Origin of the sequence: Streptomyces sp. NPDC048196, assembly GCF_040652715.1 — a bacterium.
Taxonomy (GTDB): domain Bacteria; phylum Actinomycetota; class Actinomycetes; order Streptomycetales; family Streptomycetaceae; genus Streptomyces; species Streptomyces siderophoricus.
The window spans coordinates 1-22431 of the sequence record NZ_JBEZMM010000073.1; the positions used below are offsets into that span (position 1 = coordinate 1).

Below are 22431 nucleotides of genomic sequence, written 5' to 3' on the forward strand. Positions count from 1 at the left end.
CGCTCCGAGGCCCGCATCCGCGAGCTGCGCAAGGAGGCCGGCACGGTCTTCCTGGTCAGCCACAACAACAAGTCCATCCGCGACACCTGCGACCGCGTGCTGTGGCTGGAACGCGGCGAACTGCTGATGGACGGCCCCACCGACGAGGTCATCAAGGCCTACGAGAAGGAGACCGGCAAGTAGCCCGCGCGGCGCCGCAACGGGAACGGCCCCGGAGCCTTGCGCTCCGGGGCCGTCGCCGTCCGCACCGTTTCTACCGGGCGGCTCAGCTGTGCGTACGCAGCAGGGTGCGCATGGTCCGCATGGCGACGGAGAGGTTCGCCAGGTCGAAGCCCTCCGAGCCGTGGATCTCCTCCAGCGTCGCCCGGGCACGGCTCAGGATCGCCGCGTTGGCCTGCTCCCACGCCTTGAACCGCTGCTCCGGCGTCGAGGAGCCGTTGCCCACCGACAGCACGTCCGCGGTCAGCGCCGCGTGCGCCGCGAAGAGGTCCTCGCGGATCGAGGCGCGGGCCATCGACTGCCAGCGGTCGTTGCGCGGCAGCTCCAGGATCCGGTCGAGGAGCTGGTTGATCCGCAGCCGGTCCCCCAGGTCGTAGTAGACCTCGGCGACCTCCAGCGGCTCCTTGCCGATCCGGTCGGCGACCGCGACGATGTCCAGCGCCGGGAAGACCGAGGAGAAGCCGGACACCTGGACGGCCAGCTGCTCGGGCACGCCCGCGCCGGTCAGCTCCTCCAGGATCGTCTCGAACCACTCCAGGTCGCTGCCCTGGAGCAGCTTCGGCAGCTGCGTCCAGACCTCCCCGACCCGCTCGGAGAAGAAGTCGATGGTCTCCGACAGCGCCAGCGGCTGCGGGCGGTTGTTGAGCAGCCAGCGGGTGCCGCGCTCGACCAGCCGGCGGGAGTGCAGCCGGATCCGGGTCTGGACGTCGGCCGCGACGACATTGTCGAGCGCCTCGACGTCGTCCCAGACCTGGTTGAGCCGGAAGATCGCGCGGGCCGCGGTGTGCGCCCGGACGACCTCTTCGAGGGAGGCGCCGGTCTCCTCCCGCATCCGGTGCAGGAAGCTCGTACCGCCGGTGTTGACGGTGTCGTTGACCAGCACCGTCGTGACGATCTCGCGGCTCAGTGCGTGCCCGTCGACCTGCTCGGGGAACCGCTCGTACAGCGCCGAGGGGAAGTAGGCGTGCAGCAGCCGCTGGAGGTACGGGTCGTCCGGCAGCCCGGTCTTGATCAGCGCGTCGGCGACGGTGATCTTGGTGTAGGCCAGCAGCACCGCGGTCTCGGGCTGGGTCAGGCCGCGGCCGGCGGTCAGCCGCTCGCGGATCTGCCGGTCGGTGGGCAGGAACTCCAGCGCCCGGTCGAGGTGGCCGTCCCGCACCAGGCGGCGCATGAACCGCTGCTGGGCGTGGAGCATGCTCGACGACTGGGCGATGGCCAGGGCCAGGGCGGTGTTCTGCGCGTAGTTGTTGCGCAGCACCAGCGCGCCGACCTCGTCGGTCATCTCGGCCAGCAGCTTGTTGCGCTGCTTGACCGTCATGTCGCCCTCGGTCACGACGGCGTTGAGCAGGATCTTGATGTTGACCTCGTGGTCCGAGGTGTCCACACCGGCGCTGTTGTCGATCGCGTCGGTGTTCATCTTCCCGCCGGCCGTGGCGAACTCGATCCGGCCCAGCTGGGTCAGACCCAGGTTGCCGCCCTCGCCGACGACCTTGACCCGCAGGTCCTCGCCGTTGACGCGGATGGCGTCGTTGGACTTGTCGCCCACGTCGGCGTGCGACTCCACCGAGGACTTCACGTACGTGCCGATGCCGCCGTTCCACAGCAGGTCGACCGGCGCCTTGAGGATGGCCCGCATCAGATCGGCCGGGGTCATCTTCTTCACGCCGGCCTCGATGCCGAGGGCGGCCCGCACCTGCGCGTTGATCGGGATGGACTTGGCCGAGCGCGGGTGGATGCCGCCGCCCTGCGAGAGCAGCTCGGTGTTGTAGTCCGCCCACGACGAGCGGGGCAGCTCGAAGAGCCGGCGGCGCTCGGCGTACGAGGTGGCCGCGTCCGGGTTGGGGTCGAGGAAGATGTGCCGGTGGTCGAAGGCGGCGACCAGCCGGATGTGCTCGCTGAGCAGCATGCCGTTGCCGAAGACGTCACCGGACATGTCGCCGACGCCGACGACGGTGAAGTCCTCGGTCTGGGTGTTCACGCCCAGCTCGCGGAAGTGCCGCTTGACCGACTCCCAGGCGCCGCGGGCGGTGATGCCCATGCCCTTGTGGTCGTAGCCGGCGCTGCCGCCGGAGGCGAAGGCGTCCCCGAGCCAGAAGCCGTAGGACTCGGCGACCTCGTTGGCGATGTCGGAGAACGTCGCGGTGCCCTTGTCGGCGGCGACGACCAGGTACGTGTCGTCCTCGTCGTGCCGGACCACGTCCTTGGGGTGGACGACCTCGCCGCCGACCAGGTTGTCGGTGATGTCCAGCAGGCCGGAGATGAAGGTCCGGTAGCTGGCGATGCCCTCGGCCAGCCAGGCGTCCCGGTCCTGCGCCGGGTCCGGCAGCTGCTTGCCGACGAAGCCGCCCTTCGCGCCGACCGGCACGATGACGGTGTTCTTGACCATCTGCGCCTTGACCAGGCCGAGGATCTCCGTACGGAAGTCCTCCCGGCGGTCCGACCAGCGCAGACCACCGCGCGCGACCTTGCCGAAGCGGAGGTGGACGCCCTCGACGCGGGGGGAGTACACCCAGATCTCGTACGCCGGGCGGGGCGCCGGCAGGTCGGGGATGGCCTGCGGGTCCAGCTTCATCGACAGGTAGCCGTGCGGCTCGCCCTGGCGGTTCTTCTGGTAGTGGTTCGTGCGCAGGGTCGCCTTGATGACGGTCAGGAAGGCCCGCAGGATGCGGTCCTCGTCCAGGGACGCGACCTGGTCCAGGGCGCCGTCCAGCTCCTCCAGCAGCCCGTCGGTCAGCTCCCGGCCGGCGCTCTGCCGCTCCGGGGACATCCGCGCCTCGAACAGCGAGACCAGCAGCCGGGTGGTGTGGACGTTGTTGGCGAGGGTGTCCTCCATGTACGTCTGGCTGAACGTGGAGCCCGCCTGCCGCAGGTACTTGGCGTAGGCCCGCAGCACCATGGCCTGGCGCCAGTTGAGGCCGGCCCGGAGCACCAGCTTGTTGAAGTTGTCGCTCTCGGCGGCGCCGGTCCACACCGCGGTGAAGGCGTCCTGGAAGCGCTCGCGGGCGTCGTCGCCCTTGATGTGCTCCGGCATCCGCAGGCCGAAGTCGTAGATCCAGGCGCGGCTGCCGTCGGCCAGGCGCAGCTCGTGCGGGCGCTCGTCGACGACCTCGACGCCCAGGCGGTTCAGACCGGGAAGCACCCGCGACAGCGAGACCTGCTCGCCCCTGCGGTAGATCTTGAAGCGGCGCTCGCCGGGGCCGGCGCCGACCGGCTCGTAGAGGCTGACGGAGAAGTCCTCGCCGGGCTCCTCGGTGAGCTTCTCCAGGTGGGTCAGGTCGGCGACCGCGCTGCGCGGGCTGTTGTCGGCCTTGTAGCCCTCGGGGAAGGCGTGGCTGTAGCGGCGCTGCAGCTCGGCGGCGCGCTCCTCGCCGACCTCGGCGGTCAGGGCCTCGCCGAACCCGTCGGACCACGAGCGGGCGGCCTCCACCAGGCGGTTCTCGATGCGGTCGGCGTCGGCGTCGGTGAGGTCGGGGAGGGTGGAGCCGGCCGGGACGCGGATGACGAAGTGCAGCCGGGACAGCACGGACTCGGTGTTCCAGGCCGTGAAGTCGACGCTGGTGCCGCCCAGTTCCTCCTTGAGGATCTCGATCAGGCGCAGCCGGACGGCGGTGGTGTAGCGGTCGCGCGGGAGGTAGACCAGCGCGGAGTAGTAGCGGCCGTACTCGTCCTGGCGCAGGAAGAGCCGCAGCCGGCGCCGCTCCTGGAGGTACAGCACGCTGGTGGCGATGGACCGCAGCTCGTCGACGGGCGTCTGGAACAGCTCGTCGCGGGGGTAGGTCTCCAGGATCTGCAGCAGGTCGCGGCCGTCGTGGCTGTCCGGGCTGAAGCCCGCGCCGGCCAAGACCTCGGCGACCTTGCGGCGGATGACCGGCACCCGGCGCACCGATTCGGTGTACGCGGCCGAGGAGAACAGGCCCAGGAAGCGCCGCTCACCGATGACGTTGCCCTGCTCGTCGAACTTCTTGACGCCGACGTAGTCGAGGTAGGACGGGCGGTGGACGGTGGCGCGGCTGTTGGCCTTGGTCAGGATCAGCAGCTTGTGCTCGCGGGCCTTGGCGCGGGCGTCCGCGGGCAGCCGGTTGAAGGACGGCGAGACCGGGTGGCCGGCGTCGCTCTCGCGGTGCGGCGGGTCGGCGCGCAGGATGCCCAGGCCGGTACCGGGCACCGCGGTCAGCACGTCCTCCTGGATGCCGCCCTCACCGGGCGCGGAGCCCAGCTCGTACTCGCGGTAGCCGAGGAAGGTGAAGTGGTCGTCGGACAGCCACCGCAGCAGCTCCTGGGCCTCCTCCACCTCCAGCTCGCGCAGGTCGTCGGCGAGCGGCTCGGTGGGCAGCTGGTCGGCGATGCGCAGCGCGCCGGCGCGCATCTTCTCCCAGTCCTCGACGCACTCGCGGACGTCGGACAGCACCCGCAGCAGATCGGCGGTGATCTGCGTCAGGTCCTCGCGGTCGGTCTCCCGGTCGATCTCGACGTGGATCCAGGACTCGGTCACCGCGTCGTGCGGCAGCTCGGCGGCCTTGGCCTTGCCGTTGCCGTGGGCGTCGCCGTTGGTGTCGAGCAGCTCGATGAGCTCGCCGGCGACGTCGCGGCGGACGGTGACCTGCGGGTGGATGACGACGTGGATGCCGCGGCCCTGCCGGGAGAGCTCGTTGGTGACCGAGTCGACCAGGAACGGCATGTCGTCGGTGACGACCTCGACGACGGAGTGGCTGCAGGTCCAGCCGTTCTCCTCGACGGTCGGGGTGTGCACCCGGACGTTGGCGGTGCCCTGGGGGCGCGTCTGCGCAAGGCGGTAGTGCGAGAGCGCGGCGCCGAAGACGTCGACCGGGTCGCGGTCGATCAGGTCCTCGGGGGCGGTGTGCAGGTAGTACCGCTGGAGGTATCCCGCAAGGGTGTCCGGGTCGATCCCCCGTACCGGGTGCTTGCCCCCGGCCGGGCTGCTCTCAACGACCCGGGCGGCCCTGGCGAGCAGCTCGGTTTTGGCTTCGTCCAGCTTGGTCTGCATGTCCTCTGGCTCCTGTCGCGCGCCGTTGCGTGACGTTGTGGAAGAACTGTGTGGAAGCCGCACAACGCCGTGACGCGGGGTGTCCTGTCACTGCCGGCGATGTACCGCGATGAGGGGGGGCCGTGCCGTTGTCGACATTCTCGGACGAAGTCGGCAGCAAGTGTCGGCCGCAACGACCAGCGACCGCCCGGTCACGGAAGTGTCCCGGGCGCACGGCAGGGGCCTCGGTGCCCCCGCGGGTTATCGCGCTGATCACGGTGCAAGGCTATCGCTCCCGGTACGGGTGCCGTCATGGGCCGTGGGAGTACAAAACCTCTGCCCGAACTTGGCCCTTCTGGACAACGTACTGCCGGGCCGGAGCATGCGTGGCCGAAAAGCGCCCTGCCCAGGCGGCGTCTCCCGCCGGACCGCGAAGTCCCCGGCACCGGAGCCCCCGGGAGGTGCCCCCTACGCCACCATGGCGCCCGCGAGCTCCACGGCCTCGGCGAGGGTATCGACCACCGGGACTCCCGGCACCGCGGCGGTCTCCAGGCTGGCGCGGCTGTGCGAGCCGCCCGTGTAGAGCACCGCCGAGGCGCCCGCCTCCCGCGCGGCCACCGCATCGTCCACCGCGTCACCGATCACGACCGTACGGCCCGGGTCCACCTCCGTGAGCGCCGCCAGGTGGCGCACCATCTGCGCCGCCTTGGTGCCGCCGGACGGCCCGGTCCTGCCCTCGACCAGCACGAACCGCGACTCGATCCCGAAGCCCCGGACCAGGGGTATCAGCTCCTCGTGCCCGAACATGCTGAGGATCGACTGGCTGCCGCCGGCCGTCTGCCACGCCTCCAGCAGCAGGTCCACGCCCTCCGCGAGCCCGCACGCCAGCCGGTGCTCGGAGTAGTGCCGGTGGAACGTCTCGTCCATCACCAGCCACTCGGCCTCCGTCGGCAGCCGCCCCATCAGCCGCTCGTAGAAGCGCGGCACGGGGACGCAGTACAGCTCGCGGTACAACTCCAGCGTGATCGGCTCCAGACCGATCTCGGCGAAGGCGGAGTTGGTCGCCCCGATGACGGCGTCGATGTCGTGGAACAGCGTGCCGTTCCAGTCCCAGACGATGTGTGTCGCGTACTTCCCCATGCTTTCCCCAGGTCGTTTCCTGTGCCCGGACCTCCCGTGCGGTCCGTGCACCTCCCCTGAAGAAAAAGTACCCGGGCCCACTGACAACGCGCCCCGGACGCCCGTGACGGCCGTGCCGGCCCGGCCCGCTCCTGCCGCGATCTCGCCTCAGGCGATCAGCTCGGAGATCTCCTGCACCCCGAACCACATCAGGTCATGGTCCTCGGCGCCGTCCACCGTGAACTGCGCGTCGTCGTCGCCCTGGTCCGCCGCACCCAGCGCCGCCGCGGCGGCCGCCACGTCCGTCTCGGCGTCCGCGGCGTCGACGTGCACGGCAGCGGCCTTCGACAGCGGCACCGGCCCGGGGACCCGCACCTCGCCGAGCGCCGACGGGTCGAGCCCGCGGTCCGGGTCCGGCACCGCTGCGCCGTCCGGCACGTCCACGGCCACCACGACCCGCCGCCGCGGGGCCTGCGGGTTTCCGGCGAGCTGACGCAGCGACGCCTGGGCCGCGCGGTTCAGCGCCGCGTACTCCAGCTCCTCGATGTCGTCCGAGACGTACCACTCGCGCAGCGCCGGCGTGACGGCGAACGCGGCCAGCGGGCCGGGGCCCAACTCCCCGTTCTTGTGCGCCTCTGCGAGACCGGAGAGGGTCAGGGGGACATAGACGCGCATGGCAGCCGCTTCCGCTCGTTTCGCTCGGTGTGGGGGACTGTCCCGCCAGCATACGGGCGGGAGTCCCCCATCGTGCCGCCCGCCCGGCCGCTCCCCGGCCCGGCCCGGCCCCCTCCGGGAGCGGCCCACGAAGGCTCTGTGCCGGGCCCGCGCCACGGAAGAGTGAATCCCGCACCCCCCGCCCCGGCCCGGTTCCCGCGCCTTGCCGCCGCTCCGCCCCCGCCGATACGAAGATCCCCAACGAAAAGCTACCGCCCAGTAATCGGGCGGGGAACGAAGGGGGAAACGCCGTGACCGGGGACGACACCGTGACCGGAGACGACTTGGTGACGAGGGACGACATCCTGCCCGAGGGCGGGAGCGGGGCCGACGGAAACGGCGCGGCGGGAGACACACCCCCGCCACCACCGGGCATCGCACCGGCCGGCGGTCGTGACAGCGGGCCGACCGTCCCCCGCCCCCGACGGTCGAACCCCGCGGGCCGCGGCCCGCTCGGCCCGGCCGGCAGCGGCCCCGGGACACGCGGGCGCCGCCCCGGCACGACGCGCCGCGGCCCCGTCCCCGCCGGCCGCGGGCCGGCCCGTACCGTCCCGCTCCCCACCGTCGGGGCCCAGCGCCGGGCACAGGAGAGCCGGCCGCACCTCTGGTTCGCCCACCAACTGGTGCTCACCCTCAGCGGCCAGCGGCCCGTCCACGCCCTGCTGGGGCATGCGCTGCCCGCCGCCTACGACCGGCTGGCGGAGCTCGCCCCGCAGGCGCCGCTGCGGCCCGTCCTGGGGCCCGGGCGGCGCGGGCCCCTGCCGACGGTCAGCGAGTGCGGGCTGTGCCGGCCGCGGCGCGGCGTCATCGAGGCGTTCGCCCGGATCACCACCGGCGAGCGGCTGCGCGCCCTGGCCTTCCGGCTGGAGCTGGGCGCCGACTCCCGCTGGCGCTGCGCCGCCCTCGACATCGGCCCCGCCCCCGCCCTCCCGGGCCCGGCGTCATGACCCGGCCGTCCGCAGACGAAAGCGCCCCGGCCGGTCTCCGGCCGAGGCGCCCCGCACGGTCCGGGCCGGGCGTGCTCCGCCCGGCCCCGGTCACCGTCCCGTACTCACTTCTTGCGGCGTCGGCCGCCGCTCTTCTGGGCCTTGCGCCGCTCCGCGCGGGTCAGCCCGTCCGCCTCGGAACGGGCCGGCCCACCCGGCTCCTCGTCGCTGATGAAGTCGCCCTCGATGACGCTGCCGTCGCCGTCCACCTTGGGGGCGGTGAAGTGCAGCCGGTCCGGGCGCTGCGGCGCCTCCAGCCCCTTGGCGTGGATCTCGGGACGCCCCGCACCGGCGGGCACCGCCTCCTGCGCGGGCAGCTCCGCGGCCTCCTCCACCGGGACCTCCTCGACCTGCTGCTCCACCTGGACCTCCAGGTTGAACAGGTAGCCGACGGACTCCTCCTTGATGCCCTCCATCATGGCGGTGAACATGTCGAAGCCCTCGCGCTGGTACTCGACCAGCGGGTCCTTCTGGGCCATCGCCCGCAGGCCGATGCCCTCCTGGAGGTAGTCCATCTCGTAGAGGTGCTCACGCCACTTGCGGTCCAGGACCGACAGCACGACCCGGCGCTCCAGCTCGCGCATGATCTCCGAGCCGAGCTGCTCCTCACGGGCGGCGTACTGCTCGTGGATGTCGTCCTTGACGGCGTCGGCGATGAACTCGGCGGTCAGGCCCGCACGGTCGCCGGCCTCCTCCTCCAGCTCCTCGACGGTCACCTTCACCGGGTAGAGCTGCTTGAACGCGCCCCACAGACGGTCCAGGTCCCACTCCTCCGCGAAGCCCTCGACGGTCTCCGCCTGGATGTAGGCGTCGATGGTGTCGTCCATGAAGTGCTTGATCTGGTCCTGCAGGTCCTCGCCCTCCAGGACCCGGCGGCGCTCGCCGTAGATGACCTCGCGCTGACGGTTGAGCACCTCGTCGTACTTCAGGACGTTCTTGCGGGTCTCGAAGTTCTGCTGCTCGACCTGCGACTGGGCAGAGGCGATCGCCCGGGTCACCATCTTGTTCTCGATCGGGACGTCGTCGGGGACGTTGGCCATCGCCATGACCCGCTCGACCATCTGGGCCTTGAACAGCCGCATCAGGTCGTCACCGAGGGAGAGGTAGAACCGCGACTCGCCCGGGTCGCCCTGACGGCCGGAGCGGCCGCGCAGCTGGTTGTCGATCCGGCGCGACTCGTGCCGCTCGGTGCCGAGCACGTACAGCCCGCCGAGCTCCTTGACCTCCTCGAACTCCGCCTTGACCGCGGCCTCGGCGCGCTCCAGGGCGGCGGGCAGCGCGGCCGCCCACTCCTCGACGTGCTCGACCGGGTCGAGCCCCATCTGGCGCAGCTCCGCCTCGGCGAGGGTGTCGGGGTTGCCGCCGAGCTTGATGTCCGTACCGCGGCCGGCCATGTTCGTGGCGACCGTGACGGCGCCCTTGCGGCCGGCCTGGGCGACGATCGACGCCTCCCGGTCGTGCTGCTTGGCGTTGAGGACCTCGTGCGGCACACCGCGCTTGTTGAGCTGCTGGGAGAGGTACTCGGACTTCTCCACGGACGTCGTGCCGACCAGGATCGGCTGGCCCTTGCCGTGCTTCTCGACGATGTCCTCGACGACCGCGTCGAACTTCGCGGGCTCGGTGCGGTAGATCAGGTCCGCCTGGTCCTTGCGGATCATCGGCCGGTTCGTCGGGATCGGGACGACGCCGAGCTTGTAGATCTGGTGGAACTCGGCGGCCTCGGTCATGGCCGTACCGGTCATGCCGGAGAGCTTGTCGTAGAGGCGGAAGAAGTTCTGCAGGGTGATCGTGGCGAGCGTCTGGTTCTCGTCCTTGATCTCCACGCCCTCCTTCGCCTCGATGGCCTGGTGCATGCCCTCGTTGTAGCGGCGGCCGGCGAGGATACGGCCGGTGTGCTCGTCGACGATCATGACTTCGCCGTCGATGACGACGTAGTCCTTGTCGTTCTTGAAGAGCTCCTTGGCCTTGATGGCGTTGTTGAGGTAACCGACGAGCGGGGTGTTGACCGACTCGTAGAGGTTGTCGATGCCCAGCCAGTCCTCGACCTTGCTGACGCCGGACTCGTGGATGCCGACGGTCCGCTTCTTCTCGTCGACGTCGTAGTCACCGGTCTCCTCGACGCCGCGCTGCGGGTTGGCCGCCTCGCCGCGCTTGAGGCGCTGCACCAACTTGGCGAAGTCGCCGTACCACTTGGTGGCCGAGTCCGCCGGGCCGGAGATGATCAGCGGCGTACGGGCCTCGTCGACGAGGATCGAGTCGACCTCGTCGACGATCGCGAAGTTGTGGCCGCGCTGGACGAGTTCGTCCTGCGACCAGGCCATGTTGTCGCGGAGGTAGTCGAAGCCGAACTCGTTGTTCGTGCCGTAGGTGATGTCGCAGCTGTACTGCTCGCGGCGCTGGGCCGGCGTCATGTCGGCGAGGATGCAACCGACCTGCAGGCCCAGGAACTTGTGGACCCGGCCCATCATCTCGGAGTCACGCTCGGCCAGGTAGTCGTTGACCGTGATCAGGTGGACGCCCTTGCCGGACAGCGCGTTCAGATACGCCGGGAGGGTACCGACCAGGGTCTTGCCCTCACCGGTCTTCATCTCGGCGACGTATCCCAGGTGAAGGGCCGCGCCGCCCATCAGCTGGACGTCGTAGTGCCGCTGGCCGAGGACGCGCTTGGCGGCCTCACGGACCGTGGCGAACGCCTCGGGGAGCAGGTCGTCCAGGCTCTCGCCGTCGGCGTACCGCTCCTTGTACTCGTCCGTGAGCGCCCGCAGCTCGGCGTCGGAGAGGGCCGCGAAGTCCTCCTCGATGGAGTTGACCTGGCCCGCGATGCGGTGCAGTTTGCGCAGGATCTTTCCTTCGCCTGCACGCATGATCTTCGTCAAGACGGACACTTGGGCTGGTCTCCTTGCCGGTCGGGCCTGCACGGTCGAGTGCGCGGGCGCGGCATTTTTCCAAGGGGGCAGGCCCCGCCGCAACGGCCATCGTAAGGGAGGACGCCGCCGGGCCGGGAGGTCCGCCGCAGCGAACCCCGCCTTCCCCTCCTCACGTGAACGCACGAGCCCCGGAGAAGGTGCCGGGCAGGTGCCCCGAATCACGCGAAAACCGCTCGCGGCGCCTTGCCCAACCTTGCAGACTCAGATCATGAAGCCCGTCACCCTCACGACCGAGCGTCTGGTGCTGCGCCCCTTCGAGCCGTCGGACGCGCCCGCGGTGTACGCCGCCTGCCAGGATCCCGACATCCCGCGCTGGACGGCCGTGCCCTCACCCTACGGCCTCCGGGACGCGGAGCAGTTCGTCGGGACGGCCGTCCCCGAGGGCTGGCGGGACGACACCGCCTACACCTTCGCCGTGGTCTCCCGGGCCGACGGCTCCCTGATCGGCTCGATGGGCCTGGTCCGCCTCACCCAGTTGCGCGCCCCCGAACGCCAGGCCGAGCTGGGCTACTGGACCGCCAAGGAACACCGCGGCCGCGGCTACACCGTCGAGGCCGCCCGCGCGGTGCTGCGCTGGGCCTTCGGCGAGCTGGGCGTGGAGCGCATGGAGTGGCTCGCGGAGGCCGGCAACGAGGGCTCCCGCGCCGTCGCCCGCAAACTGGGCTTCCACATGGAGGGCACCCTCCGCGCCAAGCTGGTGCACGAGGGCACCCGCCGGGACGTATGGATCGGCTCCCTGCTCCCCTACGACCTGGCGGGGGACACGGACGACCTGGCCGGAAACGCGGACACGGCCGACGGGGCCGAAGCCGCGGGCACCGCCGAACAAGGCCGTCCGGTGGCGCGCACGACGCCGTACCTGCCCTGCCCGCGCTGAGCGATCCGCCGTATCTCCGCAGGTCACAGGCTTCGCCCGGGCGTTGTCAGTGCCCGCCCCTACGCTGTGCGAACATGACCGCCGCCACACAGTCACCGCACCGGCCGAAGCCCGTGACCGCCCTCTCCCGCGACGACGCCCGCCGCCTGGCCCTGCGGGCACAGGGCCTCCTGGGCGCCCCGGACCGCCGGGCGGGCGTCCGCGGTGTGCTGCGCCACCTGGGCGCGGTGCAGCTCGACACGATCTCCGTGCTGGCCCGCTCGCACGAGCTCGTGCCGTACGCCCGGCTCGGCGCCGTCGGCCGCCCCGCCGTCGAGGCCGCCTACTGGAGCACCGCCGACGGGGGCACGCCCGCGGCCCGCCCCCACAGCTTCGAATACTGGTCGCACGCCGCCTGCATCCTGCCCATCGAGGAGTGGCCGCACTTCGCCTTCCGCCGCCGCGCCCGGCGCGCCAAGGGCCACCGCTGGCACGTCATGAAGGACTCCGAGCGGTCCTGCGCCGCCGTACTGGACCGGCTCGCCGCCGACGGCCCGCTGACCACGTCCGAACTGGGCGGCGGCCGCAACGGCGGGGAGTGGTGGGACTGGTCCGAGACCAAGATCGCCGTCGAGTGGCTGCTGGACACCGGCGACGTGGTCTGCACCGAGCGGCGGGCCTGGAAGCGCGTCTACGACCTCGCCGAGCGCGCCGTCCCCACCGAGCTGCTGCACGACGACCTCGACGACGCCGAATGCCTCCGCCGCCTGGTCGCCCAGGCCGGTACGGCACTGGGCGTGGCCACCCGCGCCGATCTGGCGGACTACCACCGGCTGAAGGGCGAGCAGGTCGACGCGGTGATCGCCGACTCCGGGCTGGTCCCGGTGGAGGTCGAAGGCTGGACCAAGCCCGCCTGGGCCGATCCCGCCGCCCTCGCCACCGCACCGCGCGGCCGGCACCGTACGACCCTGCTCTCCCCGTTCGACTCCCTGATCTGGGACCGGCCGCGCACGGAGCGGATCTTCGGCTTCACCCACCGCCTGGAGGCGTACGTCCCCCGCCCGCAGCGCATACACGGCTATTTCGCGATGCCCCTGCTGGCCGGCGGGCAGCTGGTCGGCCGCGTCGACCCGGCCCGCGAGGGCACCATCCTCGTCGCCCGCCAGGTCTCCCTGCGCGACCGCAAGGCCGTCGCCCCCATGGCCCGGGCCCTGCGGGAGGCCGCGACCTGGGTCGGCTGCGACGCCGTACGCGTCGACCGCTGCGACGACCCCCAGCTGGCCGCCGCCCTGCGCACCGAGCTCACCCGTGGGGGCGCGTAGCGGGGGCGGGTAAGGCTCGCGGTCGGCGGACCCGGTCAGCGGATCTCGAGGATCTTCTCCCGCATCGCGTAGACCACCGCCTCCATCCGGGAGTGCAGCTGCAGCTTCTCCAGGATGTTGCGGACGTGGTTCTTCACGGTGTTCTCGGAGATGAAGAGTTCCTTGGCGATGTCACGGTTGTTCATGCCCGTGGCCACCAGCTTGAGGACCTCCAGCTCACGGTCGGTGAGCCGGGGCGCGGGCACCAGCCGGCGCTCGTCCGTCCGCTGGATCATCGACTTGAACTCCGTCAGGAGCTTCGACGCCATCGACGGGCTGATCTGCGACTGGCCGTCCGCGACGGCGCGGATCGCGGTCGCCACCTCGTCGGTGGAGATCTCCTTGAGGAGGTAGCCGGTGGCGCCGGCCTTGATCGCGTCGTAGAGATCGGCCTCTTCGTCACTGATCGTGAGCATGATGATCTTCGCGCTGGGGGCCACCTCCTTGATGGAGGTACACGCCTCGATACCGCCACGCTTGGGCATCCGTACGTCCATCAGCACGATGTCCGGCAGCAGATCGGCGGCCTTGTCGACCGCCTCCGCGCCGTCCCCCGCCTCGCCGACGACCTGGATGTCCTCTTCCTGGGCCAGCACGATCTCCAGGCCCCGCCGGAAGAGCGCGTGATCGTCCACCACCAGGACCCTGATCGGCTCCTTGCGCGGCACGCTCACGGGCCGGCCTGCGCCGTCGTCGCCCCCGACTCCGCTGTCGTCGTCCGCGTCCCCGCGCACGGGCCCGAAACTTTCCCCCATGGATCCTCCCCGTCAACTACTCGGCCGGAAGGCCAGAGCTTGGAAATAAGGCTGGTTGACAACAGCCCCCTGCGGCCAGCCCGATCAACGCCATACGACCGTCTCCCCGGCATGTCGCCGTTTGGTGCCCACATACTGCCTGGCTGGCACAAACACTATACGGCTTCAACTCCTGCCATCTCCGGGCACGATGGTGCCCCCGGGCGTACGCCGGGGGCACCGAGCGAGTGGGGTTCAGCCGCCCAGCGCGCCGCCTGCGCCGCCGGGCTCCTCCTCCCCGAACGAATCGGGGTTCAAGTGGATGACGCCATAGTCGTATGCGTGCCGCCGGTAGACGACACTCGGCAGCTTGGTGTCGGCGTCGACGAAGAGATAGAAGTCGTGTCCGACCAATTCCATCTCGTTGAGCGCCTGGTCGAGCGACATCGGTGCGGCCGAGTGGGTCTTCTCGCGGACGATCAGGGGTCCTTCACCCTGGACGTCGATCGATCCCATCCTCGTGGTCGGCACCGACTCTTCGGCTTCGGTGGCGAGTTCGCCGTTGGTGTTCAGGCTCGCGACGCCGGGGACGCTGACGGCGACCTCACTCGCCGGAATGCGCCCGTTGCCGCGGCGCGAGAAGCGCTTGTCGTGCTGCTTGCGCAGGCGCGCCTCCAGCTTTGCGGTTGCCAGGTCCAGCGCGGCGTAGGGATCGGCTGCGGCCGCCTCGGCCCGGACCACCGGGCCACGGGAGCGAAGCGTGATCTCCACTCGGTCGGAACGGTCGGCCTGCCGCGGGTTGTGCTCCTTGGACACCTCGACGTCCAGGCTGATCACCTTGGCGTCGAGCTTCTGGACTTTCTCCAGCTTCAGCTTCTCGGCCACGTGCTTACGGAACCGCTCGGGCACCTCGGTCTTGCGGCCCTTGACGACGATGTCCACGCAGAACTCCGTTCCCGGATCGCACCGCTCAGCAGGCGGGGCGATTCCTTCTTGCACCAGGCTCCGGTGGGTGCCGAAGCCTCGGACTTGGCACTTTCACCTCCTCCTCCCCACACGGCACGATCTCCACTCCCCCATTTTTTCAGGGTCGCCGCCGGCGCCCCTGAACGCATCCATCGCGACATCCGAGGCAAAACGTCCGCCAAGTCCTCACAACCGAACATAGCTCTCCTGGGCTGTTGTCGGCACCCCCTCGCAGCCCTCGGCTCCGTTTGAGTGATTTTTTCTCCTCAACTACTTGCCGGTTGAAGTTCCTACTTGCGAGTTGAATTCGCCCGGTGGTCGGCCGTACCCGGCCGGGTCCCGGCGAGGCCGGAACGGCCGACAGGAGCGCCGTCACGCCTCCGGGCCGTGCCGTAACCACTGCCGGCTGCGGCACCACCCGTGCTGTAACCGCTGCCGGGTGCGCTGCCGCCTGTGCTGTAACCGCTGCCGGGTGCGCTGCCGCCTGTGCTGTAACCGCTGCCGCCTGTGTCGTGACCGCCGGCGGTCGTGCCGGGGCCACCGGTACGGGGGCCACGGCCGGCCGTGCCGGAGCCGTCGGTACGGGGACCGCGACCGGCCGTGCCGGGGCCACCGGTACGGGGACCGCGACCGGCGGCGATGCTGCTGCCGGGACGCCCGAAGCTGCTGGTGGGCGCCGCCACCACCGCCGCGCCGATCACCCGGCCACCTGCCGCCGTGACCGCCCGGGCCGCCTCGGCCAGCGTGGCCCCTGTCGTGACCAGGTCGTCCACCAGCACCACTGGCTGCCCTCTCAGCAGCCGCTCGGCCCCACGCCGCACCCCCAGGGCCCCGGCCAGATTCGCCAGCCGCTCCGGGGCACTCAGCCCCGCCTGGTCAGCCACGGGGCGGAGCTGGCGGAGGGCGGGGAGGACGTGGGCTGCTGGGGGTGGGGCGCCCGTCCGCTCGGGTGGGGGCCCCACCCCCTCCCCCACCCCCGTCCCCGCCGCCGCAGCGGTCGCCGCCCCCGGCCGGCGCAGCTCGCGGGCTGCCGCCAGGGCAATCCGGCGCACCGGATCATGGCCCCGGCCCGCCACGGACCTGCGGGCCGACGGCACCGGCACCAGCAGCAGCGGCTCGCCCCCGCGCCCCAGCCCGCGCACCGCTCCGGCCAGCACCCGTCCCAGCGGCCCGGCCAGCCGCAGGGCACCGCGCTCCTTGTGCGCGAGCAGCACCGCGCGCACCTCGTCTTCGTACGGCGCACCCGCCCACACGCCGGGCAGTCCCGGTGGCACCGGCCGCGGCCGCACCTGCCGCGCCCCTCGGCCGTCCCTTCCCAGCGCCCGACGGCACCGCCCGCACAGCTCCGTACGCGGTCGGCCACACCCCGCACAGGCGACCGGCAACACCAGGCCGGCCAGTTCGCGCCACACCCCCTGCATGGATCCACTGTCCCGCGGTCCACCGGCGATCACCACCCCTGTGGATAACTCCACGAGCCGGCCGCCGGCCGCAGCTGATCAGCACGAACGCCGCTGGTCACCGGCGGTCACCGAGGACGGGTGACGCGACCGCGCCCACTGTCACCCGGGATAAACGGGTGCCGTCCCTTCCTTCGCCACGGTCTTCCAGTTCGCGTCCGGAGGCAGCCGGACGATGCCCTCCGTGGCGTCGGCGATCAGCGGCCGGGTCTCGTCCTCCGAGGCCGCCACCGCCTTCACGCCGTTGACGCCGGGCAGCGTCTGTGCGTCGGAGGCCGAACCGTCGGTCTCCATGAACTGCATCTGCTGCACCCCGCCGGACTCCCGGCCGACGACCACCAGCCGGCTGCCGCCGGCCCAGGACGCGGCCACCACGTCCTCCAACTGCGGCGCGATCGGCCGCAGTTCCTGCACCGACAGCACGGGATGCGCCGAGCTGCCGCCGCGTTCGACCCGGCCGAGCTGCAGCGTGGTGCGTCCCTTGTCCTCGACGAGCATCGCGATCCGGATCCCGTCCGCGGCCACCTTGATCGCCTTGATCCGCCGTCCGCCGAGACCGGGCACCGCCACCCGCTCCGGGTCGCCCTTGCCCTCTCGCATCCGCAGCAGCCGGGAGCCGTGCGCATCGCGGTCGGCGACCCACAGGTCTCCCAGGCCGTCCCAGCTCGGCGCGGTCAGCCCCTCGTCGGGGTTCTTGGCCGAGCCCGTGCTCGTCATCAGTGGCGCGCCACGCTCGATGCCGTCCTCCAGGGCGGCCACGTACAGGTACCGGCCGTCGCCCGACACCCCCGCCGCGGTGTTCTCCCCGCGTGAGATGGCCACCGAGCGCAGCGGGGTCCTGCCGGTCCCGAACGGACCGCGCACCGGCGTCGGTTCGGTCGCCGAGTCCGACATGGCGACCACCTTGTGGCCGGCGTCGATGAAGTACTCCTTGGCGGAGCTCCCGGTCAACGGTGCGGGCGCGAAGTCGCGTTCTGCCTGGTCCTGGGAGAGCGTGCACAGCGAGTTGCCGTTGTTGTCCTGGAGTTCGACCTCGCTGATCTTCGAAGCGCGCGTCATGTCCTGGACCGTGAAGAAGAGCTGAGCCGCCATCCGCCTGCACTGGGCGGTGTCGGTGCTCACCGCCTCCTTGCTGAGCTTGACCCGCAGGCCGTTGGAGTCGTCCAGCGCCAGGTCGTGCGCGGCGAGCCGGGTGCCGGGCGGGAACGCCGAGGTCGTCACCTCGTTCAGCCAGTCGGTGGGCCCGGACAGCAGCGCCTGCACACTGGCCGTGATCGGCTTTATCCGCTGGCGCAGGTAGACCGGATCGGCGACGAGCACGTCCCGGCTGGCCTTCGGTTCCTCCGACTCCGACTCGTAGGAGGCGAAGTAGTACTTGTTGACGGAGCGGTAGATGCGCTGGAAGTCGGACAGCCCGAGCACCACTCCGTCCGGCAGCCGGTCGATCCGCCACTGGCCCCCCTCCTTGATGAGGTGGATCGTCTGGCGGTACGGCCGTTCCTCGGGGGTGTACGCGTGGTTGTCGTCCACCGTCGCCACCTGGCTGCCCGACAGGGTGACCGAGTAGCCGTTCGCGTCCTCGCGGTTGGGCTGCACCTTCGGTTCGGGTTTCGGCCGTTCCTGGAGCACCTTGGTGACCTGGAACGGTCGCCAGGTACGCCGCGCCGACTTGGCCAGGTACTGGGTGGCCGTGCGGAAGTCCGCCTCGTCGCTGGTCGTCGCGTCGAGGAAGCTGCGCACGATGTTGGTGGGCTGGGCGCCGTCCTGCGGGGGCACGCCGTAGACCCGGACCTGTGAGTCGCCTTCGGAACGCGGCGACTGGTCGACCGCCGTGACATCGCCGCTGTCCGGCATGGACGCACAGCCGGCCAGCAGCACCGTCGCGCACCCGAGCAGCGCCAGCTTCCGCGCCGTCCTGCTCGGCCTACGGGCCTGCCGACGGGTGGGCTTCGAGGGGTGCCGACGGGTGCGCTTCCGGGACGTGGGCCCCACCCCGCGCTCGTTTACGCGCTCAGTGTCCACGCCGTCCGCCTTCCCGTTCCCCACCCCGTCCGGTGTCCTGCTCGGCCCCGCTCCGGGGGACCGTTTCGTCGATGTGCGCGCCCTCGTCGTACGCCGCCCGTTCGCTCCGTGCGCCTCCGCCCTGCGGCACCACGCGGGTCCCGTCGCCGGGCAGCGCGGTGGGATCGGCGGCCGGCCGGGCCGCCGACGGCGCGGGGGCGAACGATGCCGTGCCGCCGGGCTGGGTGGCGCGTGCCTGGACGGGGATCGTGGAGGCCTTTTGGCCGGCCGCGGCACCCGTCGGTCCGGCGCCGGCCCGGCCGGCGAGGTTGCGCCGGGAGTCCTCCGGCTCCAGGGGGATCGGGGACCCGCGCAGCGGCTCACCGGCCGTACGGGGCAGCGTCAGCCGGAACTGGGAGCCGCCGCCCGGCTCGCCCCACGCCTGCAGCCAGCCGCCGTGCAGCCGGGCGTCCTCGACGGCGATGGACAGGCCGAGCCCGGTGCCGCCCGTGGTGCGGGCCCGGGCCGGGTCGGCGCGCCAGAAGCGGTTGAAGACGCGGGTGGCCTCGCCGGGCTTGAGACCGACGCCGTAGTCGCGCACCGCGACGGCCACCGCGCCGCCGCTGCGGCTGCCCGCGGACGCCAGCCGTACGACGACGTCGCGGCCCTCGCCGTGTTCGACGGCATTGACGACGAGATTGCGCAGCACCCGCTCCACCCGGCGGGGGTCGGCCTCGGCGATCACCGGCTGCTCGGCGCCGCGCACCACGATGCGGGAGCCCTTGCGCTCGGCGAGCGGTTCGGCGCCCTCGATGACGCGGTGCACCACGTCGCGCAGGTCTATCGGCTCGGCCTCCAGCGCGGCCGCGCCGGCGTCGAACCGGCTGATCTCCAGCAGTTCGGCGAGCAGCGACTCGAAGCGGTCGAGCTGGCCCCACAGCAGCTCGGCGGAGCGTGCCGTGGCGGGGTCGAACTCGTCGCGTGCGTCGTGGATGACGTCGGCCGCCATCCGCACCGTCGTCAGCGGCGTCCGCAGCTCGTGCGAGACGTCGGAGACGAAGCGGCGCTGCATCCGGGACAGCTCCTCCAGCTGCTGGATCTTGACCTGGAGGTTCTGCGCCATCTTGTTGAAGGACTCGCCGAGCCGGGCGATGTCGTCCTCACCGGTGACCTTCATCCGCTCCTGGAGGAGGCCGGCGGCCAGCCGCTCGGAGATGCCTGCGGCCATCCGTACGGGGGTGACGACCTGCCGCACCACCAGCCAGGCGATCGCGCCGAGCAGGATCACCACGAAGACGCCGGCCGTCGCGAGCGTGCCCGTCACCAGCTTGAGCGACTCCTCTTCCTGGCTGAACGGGAAGAGGTAGTAGAGCTGGTACTGGTTGCTGTTGACGTCATTGAGCCGCTTGCCGATGATCAGCGCCGGCACGCCGTCGTCCGACCCGATGCGCTTGATCTGGGTGTACTGCCGGAACGTGCCGGACTTGGTGTCCAGCTTCCGCCGCAGCTCGGCCGGTACGCTCCGCTCCGGATCGACGTCACCCGAGGCGCGCGGCCCGCGGGTGCCGGGGCTGGAATCGCCGAACGGCTCGTCGGAGTCGGAGCTGAGCGCCACCACCGAGAACACGCCCTGGCCGCCGCTGGCGAGCTGTTCGACCAGGCCGGTGAGCCAGGTCGCGGAGTCCTGGGTGCCGCGGTTGCCGGTACGGGCGGTGTCGTCGGTACGGGTGTCGTCGGCGCCGTCAGCCATCTTCTGGGCGACGCTGAAGCCGCCCACGGCCTGGCTCTGCGCGGCCTGCGCCTTGGCCGTGAGCAGGCCGTTACGGACCTGGCCGACGACCACGACGCCGAGCAGCAGCACGACGGCGAGGGACATGAGCAGGGTGGTCGCCACGACGCGCAACTGGATGTTGCGGCGCCACAGTCGCAGGGCGGGCAGCAGCGGCCGCCGCACCCAGCGACTGAAGAGCCGCAGCAACGGGTGGACCGGGCCGCTCACCGCGCCGTCGGGCAGCAGCTGGCCACCGCGCAGCAACCGAGCAACCAATCTTCCCGAAAAGGACATATCACCCGTCGCGCCGACGGTGCGCCCCCGCTTTCCCTCCGGGGCCGAACCGTCCCGGATCATCTCAGCTGGGCCCGGCCTTGTAGCCGACCCCGCGCACGGTCACCACGATCTCCGGACGCTCCGGATCCCGCTCGACCTTCGAGCGCAACCGCTGCACATGGACATTGACCAGCCGGGTGTCCGCGGCGTGCCGATAGCCCCAGACCTGCTCCAGCAGCACCTCACGCGTGAACACCTGCCACGGCTTGCGCGCCAGCGCCACCAGCAGATCGAACTCCAGCGGGGTCAGCGCGATCGACTGCCCGTCGCGCTTCACCGAGTGGCCCGCCACATCGATGACCAGGTCACCGATCGCCAGCTGCTCGGGCGCCGGCTCCTCCGAACGCCGCAGCCGCGCCCGGATCCGGGCCACCAGCTCCTTGGGCTTGAACGGCTTGACGATGTAGTCGTCCGCGCCCGACTCGAGCCCGACCACCACATCGACCGTGTCGCTCTTGGCGGTGAGCATCACGATCGGCACCCCGGACTCCGCCCGGATCAGCCGGCACACCTCGATGCCGTCCCGTCCGGGCAGCATCAGGTCGAGCAGGACGAGATCCGGCTTGGTCTCACGGAAGGCGGCAAGGGCCTTGTCACCGTCCGACACGAACGACGGTTCAAAGCCTTCGCCACGCAGCACGATGCCGAGCATCTCTGCCAGTGCGGTGTCGTCGTCGACGACCAGGACGCGTCCCTTCATTCGGCCATCATCCCATTACCTGATCGTGACTTACTCCATCGTGACGTGGAACACACCTCCGCCAGCCGGTCCCGGGTGACGGGGGAGATCACTCCGGCCTCCGTCACGATCGCCGTCACCAGCGCCGGCGGAGTCACGTCGAAGGCCGGGTTGTAGGCCTGCGCGCCCAACGGCGCCACCGGCACACCGGCCCCCGGGACCGCCCCGGCACCCTGCACCGAGGGCAACGAGAACTCCGTCACTTCCTGCCCCGGCCGCTGCTCCACCTCGATGTCCGCACCCTCCTCGGTCTCCAGATCCACCGTGCTCGTCGGCGCCACCACCACGAACGGAACGCGGTGGTACTGCGCCAGCACCGCCAGCGGATAGCTGCCCACCTTGTTGGCGACCGAGCCGTCCGCCGCGATCCGGTCGGCGCCTATCAGCACCGCATCCACCTCACCAGCGGCGAACAGCGACCCGGCGGCCCCGTCCGACAGCACCGTGTACGCCATACCGGCCCGCGCCGCCTCGTAGGCGGTCAGCCGCGCCCCCTGCAACAGCGGCCGCGTCTCGTCCACCCACAGCCGGCGCAGCTCACCGGCCCGGTGCGCCGCCAGCGCCACCGCCAGGGCGGTGCCCTCGCCCCCGGACACCAGCGCGCCCGTGTTGCAGTGCGTGAGGATCCGATGACCGCCGCCCGGCAGCAGCTCGCCCAGCAACGCCAGACCGTGCTCCGCCATCCGCGCACTGGCCGCGATGTCCTCCGCGTGCACGGCCCGGGCCTCGGCCAGCGCAGCAGCCGCAGCCTCCGGCAGTCCCACGCCGTCGGCCGTCGCCGCCCGGTACGCATCCGCCGCCCGCCGCACGCCGTAGCCCAGGTTGACCGCGGTCGGCCGGGCCTGCGCCAGCACTTCGACGGCTTCTTCCACATCGAAGCCCCGCGCCGCGGCCAGCGCCACGCCATAGGCGCCCGCGATCCCCAGCAGCGGCGCCCCCCGCACGGCCAGCGACCGGATCGCCTCGACCAGTGCCGGCACGTCCGTACAGACCAGTTCCACCTCCTCCGCCGGCAGCCGGGTCTGATCAAGGAGGACCAGGACGGGCCCCTCCGGCAGCTCCTCCCAGCGCAGCGACGGGATGGTAAGCGTCCCGGCGCCCACCTCGGATACCTCGTACTGATCGGCCATCCCCTCAGTCTGCCGCCGACCGCCCCTCGAACAGAAGGTCCTCTCACTCTCAGGGCCCGGGTACACAACGCGCGGCGCCATGACACGATGACTGCCACCGCGGACCCCGGACCCCGGCCGCCACGGCG

General features: G+C 71.5%; 13 protein-coding genes and 2 pseudogenes. 4 read left to right on the top strand and 11 right to left on the bottom strand.

Annotation, left to right across the window (positions count from 1 at the left end; genetic code table 11):
• Positions 1-183, top strand: a pseudogene (locus tag AB0E02_RS36230) (ABC transporter ATP-binding protein); the annotation flags it as partial.
• Positions 184-265: 82 nt separating this feature from the next.
• On the opposite strand, the gene AB0E02_RS36235 reads toward AB0E02_RS36230, so the two are convergent.
• The 3 genes from AB0E02_RS36235 to AB0E02_RS36245 all read right to left on the bottom strand — a co-directional run bounded on the left by AB0E02_RS36235 (position 266) and on the right by AB0E02_RS36245 (position 6997).
• Positions 266-5224: an NAD-glutamate dehydrogenase gene (locus AB0E02_RS36235; protein WP_362148013.1), complete on the bottom strand. Its 4959-nt coding sequence runs from the start codon at positions 5222-5224 to the stop codon at positions 266-268.
• 447 nt (positions 5225-5671) lie between these two features.
• Complete coding sequence (locus AB0E02_RS36240) at positions 5672-6343, bottom strand: HAD family hydrolase (RefSeq protein WP_362148016.1); 672 nt, start codon at positions 6341-6343, stop codon at positions 5672-5674.
• A gap of 147 nt (positions 6344-6490) precedes the next feature.
• Positions 6491-6997 carry a hypothetical protein gene (locus AB0E02_RS36245; protein WP_362148019.1) on the bottom strand — a complete coding sequence of 169 codons (507 nt, stop codon included), beginning with the start codon at positions 6995-6997 and terminating at the stop codon, positions 6491-6493.
• A gap of 290 nt (positions 6998-7287) precedes the next feature.
• On the opposite strand from AB0E02_RS36245, the gene AB0E02_RS36250 reads away from it, so the two are divergent.
• Complete coding sequence (locus tag AB0E02_RS36250; RefSeq protein ID WP_362148022.1) at positions 7288-7983, top strand: Rv3235 family protein; 696 nt, start codon at positions 7288-7290, stop codon at positions 7981-7983.
• A 104-nt stretch (positions 7984-8087) separates the two neighbouring features.
• Here AB0E02_RS36250 and secA read toward each other — a convergent pair whose 3' ends face one another.
• Positions 8088-10907, bottom strand: coding sequence for a preprotein translocase subunit SecA (gene secA / locus AB0E02_RS36255; RefSeq protein WP_362148025.1), 2820 nt, complete (start codon positions 10905-10907; stop codon positions 8088-8090).
• 250 nt (positions 10908-11157) lie between these two features.
• Here secA and AB0E02_RS36260 point away from each other — a divergent pair, with 250 nt between their 5' ends.
• Positions 11158-11826: a GNAT family N-acetyltransferase gene (locus AB0E02_RS36260; RefSeq protein ID WP_362148028.1), complete on the top strand. Its 669-nt coding sequence runs from the start codon at positions 11158-11160 to the stop codon at positions 11824-11826.
• 74 nt (positions 11827-11900) lie between these two features.
• Positions 11901-13127: a crosslink repair DNA glycosylase YcaQ family protein gene (locus AB0E02_RS36265; RefSeq protein WP_362148031.1), complete on the top strand. Its 1227-nt coding sequence runs from the start codon at positions 11901-11903 to the stop codon at positions 13125-13127.
• Between the two features lie 35 nt (positions 13128-13162).
• On the opposite strand, the gene AB0E02_RS36270 is transcribed toward AB0E02_RS36265, so the two are convergent.
• The 7 genes and pseudogenes from AB0E02_RS36270 to mtnA form a co-directional block, all read right to left on the bottom strand.
• The gene (locus tag AB0E02_RS36270) at positions 13163-13921 is read right to left on the bottom strand and encodes a response regulator transcription factor (RefSeq protein WP_030416867.1); all 759 of its coding nucleotides are present in this window, start codon (positions 13919-13921) and stop codon (positions 13163-13165) included.
• Positions 13922-14155: 234 nt separating this feature from the next.
• Positions 14156-14842, bottom strand: coding sequence for a ribosome-associated translation inhibitor RaiA (raiA, locus tag AB0E02_RS36275; protein WP_030416868.1), 687 nt, complete (start codon positions 14840-14842; stop codon positions 14156-14158).
• A 698-nt stretch (positions 14843-15540) separates the two neighbouring features.
• Positions 15541-16287: pseudogene (locus tag AB0E02_RS36280) on the bottom strand (phosphoribosyltransferase family protein); the annotation flags it as partial.
• A 141-nt stretch (positions 16288-16428) separates the two neighbouring features.
• Complete coding sequence (locus AB0E02_RS36285) at positions 16429-18228, bottom strand: LpqB family beta-propeller domain-containing protein (RefSeq protein WP_362148055.1); 1800 nt, start codon at positions 18226-18228, stop codon at positions 16429-16431.
• A gap of 109 nt (positions 18229-18337) precedes the next feature.
• Positions 18338-20392 carry an MtrAB system histidine kinase MtrB gene (gene mtrB, locus AB0E02_RS36290; RefSeq protein WP_362148035.1) on the bottom strand — a complete coding sequence of 685 codons (2055 nt, stop codon included), beginning with the start codon at positions 20390-20392 and terminating at the stop codon, positions 18338-18340.
• A 64-nt stretch (positions 20393-20456) separates the two neighbouring features.
• Positions 20457-21134: a two-component system response regulator MtrA gene (gene mtrA, locus AB0E02_RS36295; RefSeq protein ID WP_030416996.1), complete on the bottom strand. Its 678-nt coding sequence runs from the start codon at positions 21132-21134 to the stop codon at positions 20457-20459.
• Positions 21131-22303: an S-methyl-5-thioribose-1-phosphate isomerase gene (gene mtnA, locus AB0E02_RS36300; protein ID WP_362148039.1), complete on the bottom strand. Its 1173-nt coding sequence runs from the start codon at positions 22301-22303 to the stop codon at positions 21131-21133. Before mtnA ends, mtrA begins: the two co-directional genes overlap by 4 nt.
• Between the last annotated feature and the right edge of the window lie 128 nt (positions 22304-22431).